Origin of the sequence: Cupriavidus taiwanensis (assembly GCF_900249755.1) — a bacterium.
Classification (GTDB): Bacteria; Pseudomonadota; Gammaproteobacteria; order Burkholderiales; family Burkholderiaceae; genus Cupriavidus; species Cupriavidus taiwanensis_D.
Window position 1 is genome coordinate 3,081,279 of the sequence record NZ_LT976853.1, and the last position, 16,931, is coordinate 3,098,209.

14 protein-coding genes are annotated in these 16,931 nt (G+C 66.6%); 5 read left to right on the forward strand and 9 right to left on the reverse strand.

All coding sequences use genetic code 11. From position 1 onward, the window contains the following. Nucleotides 1–14 precede the first annotated feature (14 nt). From leuS to CBM2594_RS14100, 3 genes are all read right to left on the reverse strand, one after another. Nucleotides 15–2,636, reverse strand: coding sequence for a leucine--tRNA ligase (gene leuS, locus CBM2594_RS14090; RefSeq protein WP_116357364.1), 2,622 nt, complete (start codon nucleotides 2,634–2,636; stop codon nucleotides 15–17). A gap of 167 nt (nucleotides 2,637–2,803) precedes the next feature. Continuing rightward, a complete protein-coding gene (dapB, locus tag CBM2594_RS14095) occupies nucleotides 2,804–3,601 on the reverse strand; it encodes a 4-hydroxy-tetrahydrodipicolinate reductase (protein ID WP_116357365.1) in 798 nt (265 codons plus the stop codon). Between the two features lie 108 nt (nucleotides 3,602–3,709). Further along, entirely contained in the window at nucleotides 3,710–4,342 is a 633-nt protein-coding gene (locus CBM2594_RS14100; RefSeq protein ID WP_116357366.1) for an outer membrane protein assembly factor BamE, read from the reverse strand. 245 nt (nucleotides 4,343–4,587) lie between these two features. Between CBM2594_RS14100 and fur the strand changes: the two genes are divergently transcribed. Then, the gene (gene fur, locus CBM2594_RS14105; RefSeq protein ID WP_012353845.1) at nucleotides 4,588–5,019 is read left to right on the forward strand and encodes a ferric iron uptake transcriptional regulator; all 432 of its coding nucleotides are present in this window, start codon (nucleotides 4,588–4,590) and stop codon (nucleotides 5,017–5,019) included. Between the two features lie 89 nt (nucleotides 5,020–5,108). On the opposite strand, the gene CBM2594_RS14110 is transcribed toward fur, so the two are convergent. The 3 genes from CBM2594_RS14110 to tkt form a co-directional block, all read right to left on the reverse strand. After that, entirely contained in the window at nucleotides 5,109–6,104 is a 996-nt protein-coding gene (locus tag CBM2594_RS14110) for a LysR family transcriptional regulator (RefSeq protein ID WP_116357789.1), read from the reverse strand. Nucleotides 6,105–6,479: 375 nt separating this feature from the next. Next, entirely contained in the window at nucleotides 6,480–7,478 is a 999-nt protein-coding gene (gene gap, locus CBM2594_RS14115) for a type I glyceraldehyde-3-phosphate dehydrogenase (RefSeq protein WP_062801710.1), read from the reverse strand. An 84-nt stretch (nucleotides 7,479–7,562) separates the two neighbouring features. Next, nucleotides 7,563–9,596, reverse strand: coding sequence for a transketolase (tkt, locus tag CBM2594_RS14120; RefSeq protein WP_174076844.1), 2,034 nt, complete (start codon nucleotides 9,594–9,596; stop codon nucleotides 7,563–7,565). 287 nt (nucleotides 9,597–9,883) lie between these two features. Between tkt and CBM2594_RS14125 the strand changes: the two genes are divergently transcribed. Genes CBM2594_RS14125 through CBM2594_RS14135 form a run of 3 tightly spaced genes read left to right on the forward strand, consistent with a single transcriptional unit; the run spans nucleotide 9,884 to nucleotide 11,763 of the window. After that, nucleotides 9,884–10,327: a VOC family protein gene (locus tag CBM2594_RS14125; RefSeq protein ID WP_116357368.1), complete on the forward strand. Its 444-nt coding sequence runs from the start codon at nucleotides 9,884–9,886 to the stop codon at nucleotides 10,325–10,327. Next, on the forward strand, nucleotides 10,327–11,088 hold the full coding sequence (locus CBM2594_RS14130) for a 16S rRNA (uracil(1498)-N(3))-methyltransferase (RefSeq protein ID WP_116357369.1): 762 nt from the start codon (nucleotides 10,327–10,329) through the stop codon (nucleotides 11,086–11,088). The genes CBM2594_RS14125 and CBM2594_RS14130 overlap by 1 nt, the downstream gene beginning before the upstream one ends. A 57-nt stretch (nucleotides 11,089–11,145) precedes the next feature. Further along, a complete protein-coding gene (locus CBM2594_RS14135; RefSeq protein WP_116357370.1) occupies nucleotides 11,146–11,763 on the forward strand; it encodes a YidB family protein in 618 nt (205 codons plus the stop codon). 81 nt (nucleotides 11,764–11,844) lie between these two features. On the opposite strand, the gene CBM2594_RS14140 is transcribed toward CBM2594_RS14135, so the two are convergent. The 3 genes from CBM2594_RS14140 to CBM2594_RS14150 form a co-directional block, all read right to left on the reverse strand. Continuing rightward, entirely contained in the window at nucleotides 11,845–12,462 is a 618-nt protein-coding gene (locus CBM2594_RS14140; protein WP_062801715.1) for a barstar family protein, read from the reverse strand. Continuing rightward, nucleotides 12,459–12,830 (reverse strand): ribonuclease domain-containing protein, encoded by a 372-nt coding sequence (locus CBM2594_RS14145; protein ID WP_115711726.1) that lies wholly within the window; start codon nucleotides 12,828–12,830, stop codon nucleotides 12,459–12,461. Before CBM2594_RS14145 ends, CBM2594_RS14140 begins: the two co-directional genes overlap by 4 nt. Before the next feature lie 376 nt (nucleotides 12,831–13,206). Further along, nucleotides 13,207–15,528 carry an NADP-dependent malic enzyme gene (locus tag CBM2594_RS14150; protein ID WP_116357371.1) on the reverse strand — a complete coding sequence of 774 codons (2,322 nt, stop codon included), beginning with the start codon at nucleotides 15,526–15,528 and terminating at the stop codon, nucleotides 13,207–13,209. A gap of 389 nt (nucleotides 15,529–15,917) precedes the next feature. On the opposite strand from CBM2594_RS14150, the gene thiL reads away from it, so the two are divergent. Continuing rightward, on the forward strand, nucleotides 15,918–16,898 hold the full coding sequence (gene thiL, locus CBM2594_RS14155) for a thiamine-phosphate kinase (RefSeq protein ID WP_116357372.1): 981 nt from the start codon (nucleotides 15,918–15,920) through the stop codon (nucleotides 16,896–16,898). Nucleotides 16,899–16,931 lie beyond the last annotated feature (33 nt).

Here is a 16,931-nt window from a genome sequence, read left to right on the forward strand (position 1 = left end):
GGCGGACGGTGCTGTCAAAGCACCACGTTGACCAGGCGGCCAGGCACCACCACGATCTTCTTCGGCGCCTTGCCTTCGGCGAACTTCGCCACGGTGTCGCTGGCGGCGGCACTGGCCTCGATCGCGGCGCGGTCGGCGCCGGCGGGCACGGTGATGCTGCCGCGCACCTTGCCGTTGATCTGCAGCACCAGTTCGATCTCGCTGCGCACCAGCGCGGCTTCATCGACCTGCGGCCACGGGGCGTCGAGCAGGTCGCCGGCCTCGGCGGCATAGCCCAGCTGCTCCCACAGGACGTGGGTGACATGCGGCACCACCGGGTACAGCACGCGCAGCAGGATGCCGAAGCCCTCGCGGCGCGCGGCCGGCGACGCGGTCTTGGCGTCGTCCAGCGCGTTCAGCATCTTCATGGTGGCGGACACCACGGTGTTGTACTGGATGCGCTGGTAGTCGTAGTTGGCCTGCTTGAGCACGCCGTGGATCTCGCGGCGCAGCTCGGCATCGTCCGCGCCCGGCGTGCCCGCGGCACCGTCGCGGATGGCGGCGGCGTTGGCGTAGCCGTAGTTCCACACGCGGCGCAGGAAGCGCGACGCGCCCTCCACGCCCGAACCGCTCCACTCCAGCTGCTGCTCGGGCGGCGCGGCGAACATCACGAACAGGCGCGCGGTGTCGGCGCCGTACTGGTCGATCAGCGCCTGCGGGTCGATGCCGTTGTTCTTGGACTTCGACATCTTCTCGACCCCGCCGATCACCACCGGCTGGCCGTCGGCGATCAGCGTGGCGCCCACCGGACGGCCGCGCTCGTCGGTCCGCAGGTCGACCTCGGCCGGGTTGTACCAGGTCTTCTTGCCGGCGGCGTCTTCGCGGTAGTAGGTCTCGTTGAGCACCATGCCCTGCGTCAGCAGGTTGGTGAACGGCTCGTCGAACTTGACCAGGCCCAGGTCGCGCATCACCTTGGTCCAGAAGCGCGCGTACAGCAGGTGCAGGATCGCGTGCTCGATGCCGCCGATGTACTGGTCCATCGGCATCCAGTAGTCGTTGCGGGCATCGACCATGGTGGCCGCATCCGGGCAGGTATAGCGCATGTAGTACCAGCACGAATCGATGAAGGTATCCATCGTGTCGGTCTCGCGGCGCGCGGGCTTGCCGCACGACGGGCAGGTGCACTGCAGGAAGCGCGGGTCCTTGGCCAGCGGGTTGCCGGTGCCGTCCGGCACCAGGTCTTCGGGCAGCACCACCGGCAGGTCCTGCTCCGGAACCGGCACCACGCCGCAGCTGTCGCAATGGATCAGCGGGATCGGCGTGCCCCAGTAGCGCTGGCGCGAGATGCCCCAGTCGCGCAGGCGCCAGGTGGTCTTCTTCTCGCCCAGGCCCAGCGCGCCCAGGTCGGCCGCGATGGCTTCGACCGCGGCCTGGTAGCCGAGGCCGTCGTACTTGCCGCTGTGGATGCAGGTGCCGTGTTCCTTGTCGCCGTACCATTCCTGCCAGGCGTCGGTCGAGTACGGCTGGCCCTTGACGTCGATCACTTGCTTGATCGGCAGCTTGTACTTGTTGGCGAAGGCGAAGTCGCGCTCGTCGTGCGCGGGCACGCCCATCACCGCGCCGTCACCGTAGCTCATCAGCACGTAGTTGCCGACCCACACGTCCACCTTCTCGCCGGTCAGCGGGTGTACCACCTGCAGGCCGGTCGGCATGCCCTTCTTTTCCATGGTCGCCATGTCGGCTTCCATGACCGAGCCGTGCTTGCATTCGTCGATGAAGGCAGCCAGTTCGGGGTTGTTCAGCGCGGCGTGCGTGGCCAGCGGGTGCTCGGCGGCGACCGCGCAGAAGGTCACGCCCATGATGGTGTCGGCGCGGGTGGTGAAGACGTAGAGCTTGCCGTCGTTGATCGGCTTGCCGTCCTCGCCCGGAATGTCATGGGTGAAGGCAAAGCGCACGCCCACGCTCTTGCCGATCCAGTTCTGCTGCATTACCTTGACGCGCTCGGGCCAGCCCAGCTGGCCCAGGTCGCCCAGCAGCTCCTGCGCATAGTCGGTGATGCGCAGGTAGTACATCGGGATCTCGCGCTTTTCCACCACCGCGCCCGAGCGCCAGCCGCGGCCGTCGATGACCTGCTCGTTGGCGAGCACGGTCTGGTCGACCGGGTCCCAGTTGACGGTGCCGGTCTTGCGGTAGGCGATGCCCTTTTCCAGCATCTTCAGGAACAGCCACTGGTTCCAGCGGTAGTAGTCCGGGCTGCAGGTAGCGACTTCGCGCGACCAGTCGATCGCCAGGCCCATCGACTGCATCTGCTTCTTCATGTAAGCGATGTTGTCATAGGTCCAGGCGGCCGGCGCCACGCCGTTGTTCAGCGCGGCGTTCTCCGCCGGCATGCCGAACGCGTCCCAGCCCATCGGCATCAGCACGTTGTTGCCATTCATGCGCAGGTAGCGCGCCATCACGTCGTTGATGGTGTAGTTGCGCACGTGGCCCATGTGCAGCTTGCCCGACGGGTACGGCAGCATCGAGCAGGCGTAGAACTTGGGCTTTTCCTTGCCGTCGGGCCCGGCTGCATGCTCCGACACGCGATAGGCGTCGATGGCTTGCCAGTGCTGCTGGGCGGCTTGTTCAACGGCGGAAGGAAGATATTTGTCTTGCATGGTCGGGACAGCAGTCAGGACAGCGTCTGCGCGGCAACTGGCCTGCCGGCATCCGGGAAGATTGGTTCGAAGGTAAGCGGCGGCGCCAGTCTGGGCGCCCGCCCGGCGTGCAATGCTAAAGCAATCGATTATAACCGTGGCGGCAGCGCTGGCCGCCCCGGGCGCCCTTACTTCAGGCCCAGCACGTCCTGCATGTCGAACAGCCCGTTGGGCTTGCCGGCCAGGAAAAGGGCCGAACGCACCGCGCCGTCGGCATACGACTGGCGCGTCGACGACTTGTGGCTGATCTCGATGCGCTCGCCGATGCCGGCGAACATCACGGTATGGTCGCCGACGATATCGCCGCCGCGGATGGTGGCAAAGCCGATCGAACCGGGATCGCGCTCGCCGGTATGGCCTTCGCGGGCGAACACGCCGCAGGTCTTCAGGTCGCGGCCCAGCGTCTCTGCGATCACTTCGCCCATCTTCAGCGCGGTGCCCGACGGGGCGTCGACCTTGAAGCGGTGGTGGGCCTCGATCACCTCGATGTCGTAGCCGGTCGACAGCAGCTTTGCCGCCACTTCGAGCAGCTTGAAGGTGGCATTGACGCCGACGCTGAAGTTGGCGGCATAGACGATGCCGATCGACCTGGCCGCCTCGGCCAGCGCGGCCTTGCCGGCCTCGTCGAAGCCGGTGGTGCCGATCACCATTTTGATGCCCTTCTGCTTTGCCACCGCCAGGTGCGCCAGCGTGCCTTCCGGGCGGGTGAAGTCGATCAGGCAGTCCGCGCCGGCCAGCCCGGCATCCAGGTCCGACGTGATCGCCACGCCGGTGTTGCGGCCCAGCAGCAGGCCCGCATCCTGGCCCAGCGCCGGCGAGCCCGGCAGGTCGAGCGCGCCCGACAGCTTTACGCCGTCGGTGTTCAGCACTTGTTCGATCAGCATGCGGCCCATGCGGCCGGATGCGCCTGCGATGGCGATGTTCATGGTGTCTGGCTCAGCGGAAGTTGCGCGATGCGCGAAATAGGAACGAGCCGGCCATGCCTGGCCGGCCCGGAAAACCGGCAGCGCGCCGCGGCCGGCGCGCCGGATGGATCAGTTGGCGCTAGGCTTGGGCGCGTCGGCCGGCGCGGTGGCCTGGGCCGGGGCCGCCGGCTCGGCGGCGGGCTGGGCCGGTTGTGCGGCCGCTTCCGGCTGCTGCGCCTGCCGCGGCACAAAGTTCTCGACCGTGGTCTGCGGCTCGGCCGGAGCCGTCGCCGCCGTGGCTGCACTGGTCGAGATCTTGCCCGGCGTCTGATCCTTGAGCGCCTTCTTCATGCCGTCGATTTCGGCGATCAGCTCATACTCGGACGGCAGTTCGTCGCCGCCAAACTTGACCAGGCGGTCGCCGTCGAAGAACACCGTGTAGCGGCGCTGCTGCACCACGGCGGTATTGCCGCGGCGGAACGAGAACACATAATCCCAGCGGTTGGCATGGAACACGTCGGTCAGCAGCGGCGTGCCGAGCAGGAACTTGACCTGGTCGCGGGTCATGCCTTCGCGCAGCTGCGAGGCGGCCTCGCGCGAGACGAAGTTGCCCTGCACGATGTTGATCCGGTACGGCGTGATGGCGTTGGCTACCTTGCGCGAGGTGGAATCGTAGGCCGAGCAGGCGCCGGCCAGCAGGGCCGCGGCCAGCAGGGAGACAACCAGCGTCGGACGCATGGCGGACGAACGGATAGAACGCATGGATCTCGCTTCCGGAGGGAAAGAAAAGTAACGCGGCAAAGAGATGCTGCACGGGCATGAAAACGGCGCGAAATGCGCCGTTTGGAACACACCAGTGAATGACATCTGCCGCCGCAACCACATGGGCGTGCAACTTGCGCCTGGCGCGCGATCCCGACCTCGGACATCGTCGGCGCGAGCGACTTTTGTTGCCAAAACCCTTATGATTCAACTATCCAGACATTGTACTCTAGGGAGTCACCCACATGCCGAGTCCGGCGGACCTCAAGAATATCGGCCTGAAGGCGACGGTGCCCAGGCTGAAGATTCTTGAAATTTTTCAGACCAGCGAGCAGCGTCACCTGAGCGCGGAAGACGTCTACCGTATCCTGCTCAACGAGCATATGGATATCGGCCTGGCCACCGTCTACCGCGTGCTGACCCAGTTCGAACAGGCCGGCCTGCTGTCGCGCAACAACTTCGAGTCCGGCAAGGCCATCTTCGAACTCAACGAAGGCAAGCACCACGACCACCTGGTGTGCCTGGACTGCGGCCGGGTCGAGGAATTCTTTGATTCCGAGATCGAGCAGCGCCAGCAAAGCATCGCGCGCGAGCGCGGCTTCACCCTGCAGGAACACGCGTTGTCGCTGTATGGCAACTGCACCAAGACCAACTGTCCCCACAGACCCAAACGATAAGCACCGCTCGCTCCCTTGCCGGAGCGCAGACGGGCAACAAAAAACCGGCGCCAGGCGCCGGTTTTTTGTTGGCGGCTTGCCGCCGCGGGTCAGCGTGCCTGCAGGTCCTGCAGGTCCTGCTCGGTCACCGCGCGTGCCGGGCGCGCCGGCGGCAGGCCGACGAACTCGCCCACCACCTGGCGGAACAGGCCGCGCGCCCACACCAGCATCGGGTGGGTGTTGCGGCTGCGGTGCCAGAACATGTTCAGGCCCAGCGTGGTATTCAGTTCCGCCGGCAGCGGGAACGCCTTCAGGCCATAGGTTTCGCAGGCCATGTCCTTGGTCAGCGCATTGACGGTGAAGATCATGTCCGTCTGCGAGGCCAGCTCGGCCTGGGCCCGCCACGAATGTACCGTCAGCGAGGCATTGCGCTTCAGGCCGCGCTGCTGCAGCGCGTAGTCGAGCGGGATCAGTGAAGGTGCCGGGCGGCCCGAGCCGCCGGAATGCGCCATGAAGATATGGCCGCAGTCCAGGTACTGCTCGAGCGTGCAGTGGCCCTTCAGTACCGGATGATCCTTGCGCGCGCACACCCACAGGTTCAGCGAGGTCACCATTTCCTCGACGATTTCCGGATGGCGGGTCGGGAATGGCGAGAATGCCAGGTCGAGTTCATTGGCGCGCATCGACGCGACATCGGTTTCCCACGAATGGGATTCGACCAGCTTGATATGCAGGTCCGGCGCCAGCGCCTTGATGCGCAGCACGAAACGGTTGAACACCGTGTCGCCCAACTCCGCGGCAAAGCCGATGCTGAGCGTGCCGGTGGCGGTGGCCGGATCGAAGTTGTCTGCGTCGCCTTCGTTGATGGACGACCACAGATCCAGCATGTCGCGGATCTTCGGCCCCAGTTCGAGCGCGCGCGGCGTCGGCGTCAGCCCGTGCGGGACGCGGATAAAGAGTGGATCGTCAAAGATTTCGCGCAGCCTGCCCAGCGAATGCGAGACCGCGGGCGCGGTCATGTGCATCTTTTCGGCCACGTAGGTGGCATTACGCTTGCTCAGCAGCTCGGTGAAGATCACTAAAAGCTTTGTGTCTACGTTCACCATGATCAGGCCCCCGGTCAGATTTTTCACAGCTAAGATGGCCCCACCACTTGCACTGGCTGCACATCAGATTTCAACAGCGTCTTAATAGTGTAAGAGGAAAAATCAAGCTCGGAAAGCAAATTCGGCATTTCTGAAACGGCCGTCAATGACATAACTCTGAAAAATTGCGCGTTTTTGACGCAATTGATTGGAGATGCGTACATTGTCGGCGGCGCACTGAGCACTTCGCCCGCGGGCAGCCCTTACCTTCCGGCTTCCATTTTTATCATTCTTTTCTGACGCAACTATTTCAGTCGCGCCATCAGACCGGCGCTCTGCCCCGGAAAACGAAAACGCGCCCGAAGGCGCGTTTCCCCTGGCTGCGGAATCAGCCGATTACTTGGCCACTACGCGGGCCATTTCCAGCACCTTGTTCGAGTAGCCCCACTCGTTGTCGTACCAGCTCACGACCTTGATGAAGGTGCCGTCCAGCGCGATGCCGGCTTCGGCGTCGAAGATCGAGGTGCGGGCGTCGCCGCGGAAGTCGGTGGCGACCACCTTGTCTTCGGTGTAGCCCAGCACGCCCTTCAGCGCGCCCTGGCTCTGGGCCTTCATCTCGGCGCAGATCTCTTCGTACGACGCCGACTTTTCCAGCTCGACGGTCAGGTCGACCACCGACACGTCGGAGGTCGGCACGCGGAACGACATGCCGGTCAGCTTCTTGTTCAGCTGCGGAATCACCACGCCCACGGCCTTGGCGGCGCCGGTCGACGACGGGATGATGTTTTCCAGGATGCCGCGGCCGCCGCGCCAGTCCTTGTTGGACGGGCCGTCGACGGTCTTCTGCGTGGCGGTGGCGGCGTGCACGGTGGTCATCAGGCCGCGCTTGATGCCCCACTTGTCGTTCAGCACCTTGGCCACCGGCGCCAGGCAGTTGGTGGTGCAACTGGCGTTGGAGATGATCGCCTCGCCCTTGTACGTGTCGTGGTTGACGCCGTACACGAACATCGGGGTGTCGTCCTTGGACGGGGCCGACATGATCACCTTCTTGGCGCCCGCGTCGATGTGCTTCTGCGCGCCTTCCTTGGTCAGGAAGATGCCGGTCGACTCGACCACCACGTCGGCGCCGATCTCGCCCCACTTCAGCTCGGCCGGATCCTTGACCGCGGTCAGGCGGATCTTCTTGCCGTTGACGACCAGGGTATTGCCGTCGACCGACACTTCGCCGTCAAAGCGGCCGTGCACCGAGTCGTACTTCAGCATGTAGGCCAGGTAGTCGGGCTCGAGCAGGTCGTTGATGCCGACGACTTCGATGTCCTTGAAGTTGGCGACGGCGGCGCGGAACACCATGCGTCCGATGCGGCCGAAGCCGTTGATGCCGATCTTGATGGTCATGACTGTCTCTCCTGAGGATCGATTGAAACCGGTGGGCGCCGCGTCTGCCGCGCGGCGCACCGCGCGGCCCAGGCGCCCGGATGCTTAGATAAGGGTGTCCTTCACCGTACGGACCACGTTGTCGACGGTAAAGCCGAAGTGCTTGAACAGCACGCCGGCCGGGGCCGATTCACCGAAGGTGTCGATGCCCACCACCGCCTGGACCTGGTACTTCCACCAGAAGTCCGTCACGCCCGCCTCGACCGCCACGCGCGGCACGCCGGCCGGCAGCACGCTGGCCTTGTAGGCGGTGTCCTGCTTGTCGAACACGGTGGTCGCCGGAACCGATACCACGCGCACGTGCACGCCTTCGGCAGCCAGTGCATCGGCGGCGCCGACGGCCAGGCCGACTTCCGAGCCGGTCGCCAGAATCACCGCGTCCGGGCGCCTGGTCTTCGGGTTCACGCTGTCGCGCAGCACATAGCCGCCGCGCGCGATATTGGCGCGGGTGGCGTCGTCGCGCTTCTGGAACGGCAGGTTCTGGCGGCTGAAGATCAGGCAGCTCGGGCCGTTCTCGCGGCGGATCGCCTCGGCCCAGGCCACGGCGGTCTCGGTGGTGTCGGCGGTGCGCCAGACGTCCATGTTGGGGATCAGGCGCAGGCTCGCAACGTGCTCGATCGACTGGTGGGTCGGGCCGTCCTCGCCCAGGCCGATCGAGTCATGGGTGAACACGAACAGCGTGCGGATCTTCATCAGCGCCGCCATGCGCAGCGCATTGCGGCTGTAGTCCGAGAAGGTCAGGAAGGTGGCGCCGTAGGGGATGTAGCCGCCATGCAGCGTGATCCCGTTCATGATCGCGCTCATGCCGAACTCGCGCACGCCGTAGTTGATGTGGTTGCCCCAGGCATCGACGCGCACGGCCTGGCTGCCCGACCAGTTGGTCAGGTTCGAGCCGGTCAGGTCGGCCGAGCCGCCGAGGAACTCGGGCAGCACCGGGCCGAAGGCCTCGATGGTGTTCTGGCTGGCCTTGCGGGTGGCGATGGTCTCGGCCTTTTCCTCGCACTTGGCGATAAAGGCTTCGACGGCGGCGTCGAACGAACCCGGCAGCTCGCCCTTCATGCGGCGGGTGAACTCGCCGGCCTCGTACGGGTGGCGCTCGGCATACGATTCGAACAGCGCATTCCACGCGCGCTCCAGCGCCTGGCCGTTGCCCTTGGCGTCCCAGGCGTCGTAGACCTCGGCCGGCACCTCGAACGGGGCGTGGGCCCAGCCCAGCGCCTCGCGCGTGGCCAGCACTTCGGCGCCGCCCAGCGGGGCGCCGTGCACATCGTGGCCGCCTTCCTTGTTCGGGGCGCCCTTGCCGATCTTGGTGCGGCAGCAGATCAGGGTCGGCTTGTCGCTGGCCTTGGCCTGCGAGATCGCCATGTCGACGGCGGTCACGTCATGGCCGTCGATGCCGCGGATCACGTTCCAGCCGTAGGCTTCGAAGCGCTTCGGGGTGTCGTCGTTGAACCAGTGCACCACGTCGCCGTCGATCGAGATGCCGTTGTCATCCCACAGCGCAATCAGCTTGTTCAGCTTGAGCGTGCCGGCCAGCGAGCAGGCCTCGTGGCTGATGCCTTCCATCAGGCAGCCGTCGCCCAGGAACACATAGGTGTGGTGATTGACGATGTCGTAGCCGGGGCGGTTGAATTCCTCGCCCAGCAGTCGTTCGGCCAGCGCCATGCCGACCGCGTTGGTGATGCCCTGGCCGAGCGGGCCGGTGGTGGTCTCCACGCCCGGGGTGATGCCGTATTCCGGGTGGCCGGCGGTCTTGCTGTGCAGCTGACGGAAGTTCTTCAGCTCTTCGATCGGCAGGTCGTAGCCGGTCAGGTGCAGCAGCGCGTAGATCAGCATCGAGCCGTGGCCGTTGGACAGCACGAAGCGGTCGCGGTCGGCCCACTGCGGGTTGCCCGGGTTGTGCTTCAGATGCCGGCCCCACAGCGCCACGGCGATGTCCGCCATGCCCATCGGCGCACCGGGGTGGCCGGAATTGGCCTGCTGGACGGCGTCCATGGCAAGCACGCGGATGGCGTCGGCCATCAGCTTGGCGGGCTGGGAAGCAAAAGGACTTGTGGCGGGATGGGCAAGGGCGGACATGCGGGCGGATTCGGCGTGAGCCTTGGCGGCAGGAAAACCGCAATTTTAGCAGAAGCTAGGGGGTTTTCCGGACCCGGGTCGCGCTGCGTGGCGGAGTCCGGGCGATCATCGCAGGACAGCCGCGGCAGCCGGAACTATCCGGATCCCGGCATGCCTGATGCTTCACCCCGCCGCTTTGCCGGCGCCGCCGTGCGGCACTTCGACAGCGTCGCGCGGCACGCGTAAGATGCACTCTCGCACCGCGCGGCACGCCGCCGCGCCGGGTTTCCCGCAACCAGGAGACGATCATGACCAGACCGGCCAACACCCCCTGGCTCACCCCCTACCTGACCGTCGCCAACGGGCGCGCCGCGCTGGACTTCTATGGCCGCGCCTTCGGCTTTACCCCCGGCAACGTGGTCGACGAGAACGGCGTCCCGACCCACGCCGAGATGCATTACCAGGGCCAGCTGGTGGTGATGTTCGCGCCCGAGGGCGCGTGGGGCAGCACCGCGCGCACGCCGCGCTCGCTGGGCGTGGAATGCCCGCAGACCTTCTATGTCTATTGCGACGATGTCGACGCCATGCACCAGCGCGCGGTCGACGCCGGCGCGGTCAGCCTGATGGCGCCGGCCGACCAGTTCTGGGGCGACCGCTACTGCATGGTCGAGGATCCCGACGGCTATCGCTGGGGCTTCGGCAAGCCGCTGGCGCAGGCCGGCCAGGCCAATGCAGCAGGCCAGGCAAGCTGATGGCACCTCGATTTTTCGTCGGCGGCACCGACGCCGTGCTGGCCGCCGAGTCTGATTTCCCGCTGCCCGAACCCGTGGTGCGCCACGCGCAGGTGCTGCGCCTGGCGCCGGGCGACGCCATCACCCTGTTCGACGGCCGCGGCGGCAGCCACGCCGCCACGCTGGTCGAGCTGGGCAAGCGCCACGCGCTGGCGCGCATCGGCGCGCATGACGCAGCCGAGGCCGAGCCGCCCTTTCGCATCACGCTGGCACAGGGCTTGGCGGGAGGCGACAAGATGGACTGGCTGATCGAGAAAGCCGTCGAACTGGGCGTCGCCGCGATCCAGCCGCTGCAGGCCAGCCGCTCGGTGGTGCGCCTGTCCGGCGAGCGCGCGCAGAAGCGCCACGCGCACTGGCAGGCGCTGGTCCAGGCCGCGTGCGAGCAATGCGGCCGAAATCGTTTGCCGGCAGTGGCGGAGGTCACTAACTTGGATACGTGGCTGGCGCGCGTTGCTCAGTCCGGCGACGGCGGCACCAGGCTGCTGGTGTCGCCGCGCGCCGCGCAGTCGCTGCCGGCGCTGGCCGCACAACGGCGCGAGGCGCTGGTGGCTGATGGCGTCACCTTGCTGATCGGGCCGGAAGGCGGCCTGGCCCCTGACGAAGAACAGGCCGCGCTGCACGCGGGTTTCACCGGCGTGTCGCTCGGCCCGCGCATCCTGCGCACGGAAACCGCCGGGCTCGCCTGCCTGGCCACCCTGAACGCCTTGCTGGGCGGATTCTGACGACGGGGCCACCCCGGCCCGGTGTCACGTTGCAACCCTGACTGAAAGGAGTCGACCATGGGACTACTCGATAGCGTGCTGGGCGGTGTGCTCGGACAACTCGGCGGCGCGCGCGGAGCCGACGGCCAGGGCGGCGGGCTCGACCCCAAGCTGATGATGGCGCTCGGGCTGCTGGCAACGCTGGCCATGCGCGGCCGCGGCCAGGCCGGCGCAGACGACGGCACCACCGCCGCCGATGATGGCCTGGGCGGGCTGGGCAGCCTCGGCGGGCTGCTGGGCGGCATGCTCGGCGGCGGCGCTGCCGGCACCGCACCGGGCGGCGCTACCGGCGGGCTCGACCTGGGCTCGCTGCTCGGCGGCCTGCTGGGCGGCCAGGGCGGCGCGCCAGCCAACAGCCAGGCGCTGGGCGCGGCCGCCGGCGGCATCGGCGCACTGCAGCAGATCCTGGCGCAGGCCGGGCTCGGCGAACAGGTCAATTCGTGGATCGGCAGCGGCGCCAACCAGCCGGTGACCCCGTCAGCGCTGAGCGATGCGCTGAACGACACGGGTGCGCTGCAATCGCTGGCGCAGAGCACCGGCATGTCGCAGGACGACGTCGCGGCGCAGTTGAGCGAAGGCCTGCCGGAGCTGATCGACCGGCTTACGCCGCATGGCCATGTGCCGGCGCAGGAGTAAGCGCAGCCCCTGCCCCGACAAGCAAAAAGCCCGCATCAGCGGGCTTTTTGCTTGATATGCCGTCGAACGGAACGAGTGCGCTCAGGCGAACGAGTAGAACACGCGGAACTGCACCTTGCGCTCGCCCCAGAATTCGGCGGCGTCGCGGAACACGTCGAGCAGCACTTCGCGTGCTTCCTTGTCGAACTTCTGCGCGATGGGGAGCCCCTCCAGCACGATCACGAAGCCCGGCTGCGGGCCGGCCTTGTAGATCATGTCGGTCAGGCAGTCGGCCAGCGCGTCGAAATTCTTGCCGAAATGCTTGGGGAAGGTGAACGAGGTGGCGATGGTTTCCAGGATCTCCGCCTTGCTCGCGCAGTGGGCGCAATTGGCATAGAGGAAATGCTGGCCGAGATCGGCCGCCGCCTGGGCCAGTTCCGGGACGCGGAAGGCGCGGATCGACTGGACGATGTTCGGACGCACCGTCTTGAACAGGTTCATGGCCCCCTCGCTGGTGCCGTCGTTCCAACCGGGACCGGCGGGCATGGCCACGGGCGCAGTCGCGGGCGGGAGTTTTTGCATGAGCTCGTGGCTCGGCATCATCAGCACGTTGTCGTATAGGTTCTGGGCCTGCTGCTGAGCCCGCTGCCAGCCATCTCCGGCGCCGCGCTCTTCGCGGGCGGCAAGGGCGTCGCCCAGTCCGAAAATGTCAGTCATCATTTGAGTATCCGTTTGAAGCTGTTGTAGTGGTCTTCCGTGTAGTAACAATCGTTGGCAGCGCGCTGTTCCCCGCCGCAGACGATCCGCTTGGCTCCCCGGTTCCGGCTCCTGGCGCTCTTGACCGTGTATTCGCGGTAATAACCGCGTTCTTTTTGCGGCAGGATGCGTTCGTAGTTGCCGAATCTCGAGCCGTCCTTGTCATACGGGAACGGGCCGCCGGCTTCGATGCGCTCCAGGGTCTGCCGCGCTTCGTTGGGCAACTGCTGCACTGCAATGGTTCCCAGCCCTTCGGTCTGCGCCTGGCGCGCCAGCGTCGGCTGCGCCAGGGCCAGCACCAGCGCCGCGCCGGTCAGGGACCGGGCCAGCATGCGCGTTGCGTGCCGCATCGGAGAAACTTGAAAACCCACGTTGCTTGTCTTGGTTGAACCGGAAATCGAGCCTGCCGCTGGTTGGGTAGACGATCTGTCCGGGCCACCCTGGCCTGCCCCTCTGCGCTGCTGAAGCGTCGCGCGAGGAATGCCGGCCGCACCGGGGCGCTCATGGCGAGCGCCTGTATCAAAGGCGTAAGGTTACGCGCATGCACGCAATTAATCAATCCCGCCTCTGCTGCAGCGCGATTTCTTCAATTGTTTCAGTATGTTAAGCGTATGTGTGCGCATACTAACCGCCGGTGTTCCGTGACAAAAAAAGCCGGGCGAACCCGGCTTTCCGTCACATTGGCCCGCGCGGGGCCAGGCAATCGGCTTAACGCTTGGCGGCAGCGTCCACCACCACCAGCGACGTCATGTTGACGATGCGGCGCACCGTCGCCGACGGCGTCAGGATGTGGACCGGCGCCTTCACGCCCAGCAGGATCGGACCGATCGCCACGTTGTTGCCCGCGGCAACCTTGAGCAGGTTGTACGAGATATTGGCGGCGTCGATGTTCGGGCACACCAGCAGGTTGGCTTCGCCCTTGAGCGTGCCGTCCGGCACCAGCTGGTCGCGCAGCTTCTGGTCGAGCGCGCAGTCGCCGTGCATCTCGCCGTCGATCTCCAGCTCGGGGGCCTGCTCGCGCAGGATGGCGAGGGTTTCGCGCATCTTGCGTGCCGAAGGGGCCTCGGACGAGCCGAAGTTGGAATGCGACAGCAGGCCGACCTTGGGCTCGATGCCGAAGCGCTTCAGCTCTTCGGCGGCCATCAGCGTGATCGCGGCCAGTTCCTCGGCGCTGGGGTCGACGTTGACATGGGTGTCCACCAGGAAGATCTGGCGGCCCGGCAGCACCAGGCCGTTCATCGCCGCATAGACCTTGTTGGTGCCGCCCAGCACCTGGTCGATATAGCGCAGGTGCGCCGCGGTGTTGCTGACGGTGCCGCAGATCATGCCGTCGGCCTCGCCCTTGTGCACCAGCATCGCGCCGATCAGCGTGGTGCGGCGGCGCATTTCCAGCTTGGCGTACTGCGGCGTGATGCCCTGGCGGGCCATCATGCGGTAGTAGGCGTCGGAATAGTCGCGGAAGCGCTCGTCGTGCTCCGGGTTGACCACGGTGAAGTCGACGCCGGCGCGCAGGCGCAGGCCGAAGCGCTCGATGCGGTGCTGCAGCACGGCGGGGCGGCCGATCAGGATCGGGTTGGCCAGCTTTTCGTCGACGATCACCTGCACGGCGCGCAGCACGCGCTCTTCCTCGCCCTCGGCGAAGACGATGCGCTTCTTCTCCATCTCGACCTTGCGCGCGGCGGCGTAGATCGGCTTCATCACCGTGCCGGAGTGGTACACGAACTGCTGCAGCTGCAGGCGGTACGCGTCCATGTCCTCGATCGGGCGCGCGGCGACGCCGGACTTCATCGCGGCTTCGGCCACGGCCGGCGCGACCTTGACGATCAGGCGCGGGTCGAACGGCTTCGGAATCAGGTATTCAGGGCCGAACGACAGGTCCTGAATGCCGTAGGCGGTGGCGACGATGTCGCTCTGCTCCTGGCGCGCCAGTTCGGCCAGCGCATTGGCCGCGGCGATTTCCATCTCGCGCGTGATGGTGGTGGCGCCGCAGTCCAGCGCCCCGCGGAAGATGAACGGGAAGCACAGGACGTTGTTGACCTGGTTCGGGTAGTCGGTGCGGCCGGTGGCCATCACCGCGTCCGGGCGCACTTCCTTGACCAGTTCCGGCGAGATTTCCGGGTTCGGGTTGGCCAGCGCCAGCACCAGCGGCTTGTCGGCCATGCGCTGGACCATGTCCTGCTTGAGCACGCCCGCCGCGGACAGGCCCAGGAAGATGTCGGCGCCGTCGATCACTTCACCCAGCTTGCGCTTGTCGGTCTTTTGCGAGAAGCGGGCCTTTTCAGGGTCCATCAGCTCGGTACGGCCCTCATAGACCACGCCGGCCAGGTCGGTCACCCAGATGTTCTCGATGGGCAGGCCGATGTCGACCAGCAGGTCCAGGCAGGCCAGCGCGGCCGCGCCGGCGCCGGAGGCAACCAGCTTGACCTTGGCGATATCCTTGCCGACCACCTTCAGGCCGTTGATGACGGCGGCGGCCACCACGATGGCGGTACCGTGCTGGTCGTCATGGAAGACCGGGATCTTCATCTTCTCGCGCAGCTTGCGCTCGACGTAGAAGCACTCCGGTGCCTTGATGTCTTCCAGGTTGATGCCGCCGAAGGTGGGCTCGAGCGCGGCGATGATCTGGACCAGCTTTTCCGGATCCTTCTCGTCGACTTCGATATCGAACACGTCGATGCCGGCAAACTTCTTGAACAGCCCGCCCTTGCCCTCCATCACCGGCTTGGAGGCCGCGGCGCCAATGTCGCCCAGGCCCAGCACGGCGGTGCCGTTGGTGATCACCGCGACCAGGTTGCCGCGCGCGGTGTAGCGGAACGAGTTGGCCGGGTCAGCAACGATTTCTTCACAGGCCGCGGCCACGCCGGGCGAATAAGCCAGCGCTAGGTCGCGCTGGTTCGACAGCGGCTTGGTCGGCGTGACCGAGATCTTGCCGGGAGTGGGAAACTCGTGGTACTCGAGCGCCGCTTTGCGCAGCGCCTCGCGCTGCTGCTGTTTCAGATCGTCTTGGGACGGGGACTGTGGGCTGGTCATCGGCGCATCTTCCAATCGGTGGAGCCGTCATTGACAAGGCGGGGGACGATCGGCGGACCGGCTCCACGCGTCCGCCCTTCTCTTCCTTTGGAACCCAGCATTTTATATAGTGAAAAACTATTTCACAATAAGCCTTTTGCTTGGGGCACCTTTGCGATTCGGTACAATATGCCCCATCCTCCGGGGCAACACCAGCAAGCGTAGCGCCCGCGTGCGCAAGCGGCGCAGCGCATGGCAGTCATGGCTGAGATGCGCGGCAGTATCTTGCTGAAATGCCGGCTGCGCGCCATGCTGACGCGGCGCGCCCGCTGCCAGATCGGCCGGCAAATACCAGATATCTCCATCGAAAAATCGCCGTCACGCCCTCCGCCCGCCCCGGGCACCTCTAAATGCCCAACGCCCAGCCCGCCCAGCTTTCCGAATTCGACCTGATCCGCCGCTATTTCACACGCCCGGTGCGCAAGGCCGCACTCGGCGTGGGCGATGACTGCGCGCTGATCGAGGGACGCCCCGGCCACCACCTCGCCATCAGCACCGACATGCTAGTCAGCGGCCGGCATTTCTTCCCTGACGTGGCGCCGCGCGCGCTCGGCCACAAGGCGCTGGCCGTGAACCTGTCCGACCTCGCCGCGATGGGCGCCGAGCCGCGCGCCTTCACGCTGGCACTGGCACTGCCCGAGGCGGAGCCCGACTGGCTCGCCGAACTGGCCGGCGGCATGCTGGCGCTGGCCGATGCACACGGCTGCGAACTGGTGGGGGGCGATACCACGCGCGGCCCGCTGACGCTGTCGCTGACGGTATTCGGCGACGTGCCGCTGCGGGCGGCGCTGCGCCGCGACGCCGCGCGCCCCGGCGACGATATCTGGATCTCCGGCACGCTGGGCGATGCGCGGCTGGCGCTGGGCGACTGCCGCGGCGAATGGCTGCTGCCCGAACCCGAATTCAGCCAGGTGCGGCCCCGCATGGACACGCCGACGCCACGCGTGGCACTTGGCATGGCGTTGCGCGGCGTGGCGCATGCTGCACTGGATATCTCCGATGGTCTGGTCGGCGACCTCGGCCATATCCTGGCGCGCTCGCAGGTGGGCGCGCTGGTCGATGTCGATGCCCTGCCGCGCTCGGCGGTGCTGGCCGGCCAGCCCGACGCCATCCAGCGCGAATGCGTGCTGGCCGGCGGCGACGACTATGAACTGTGCTTTACCGCCCCCGTCGGCCACCGCGACGCCATTGCCGCGATCGGCGAGCGGCTGGCGCTGCCGCTGACGCGTGTCGGCACGATCACGCCCGAGCCCGGCCTGCGGCTGGTCGACCGCGCCGGCAACCCGACCCGCTACGAGGGCGCCAGCTTCGACCACTTCGCCGCCCCCTGACACCGGGTCACAGGCATGTCATGATGCCGGCAT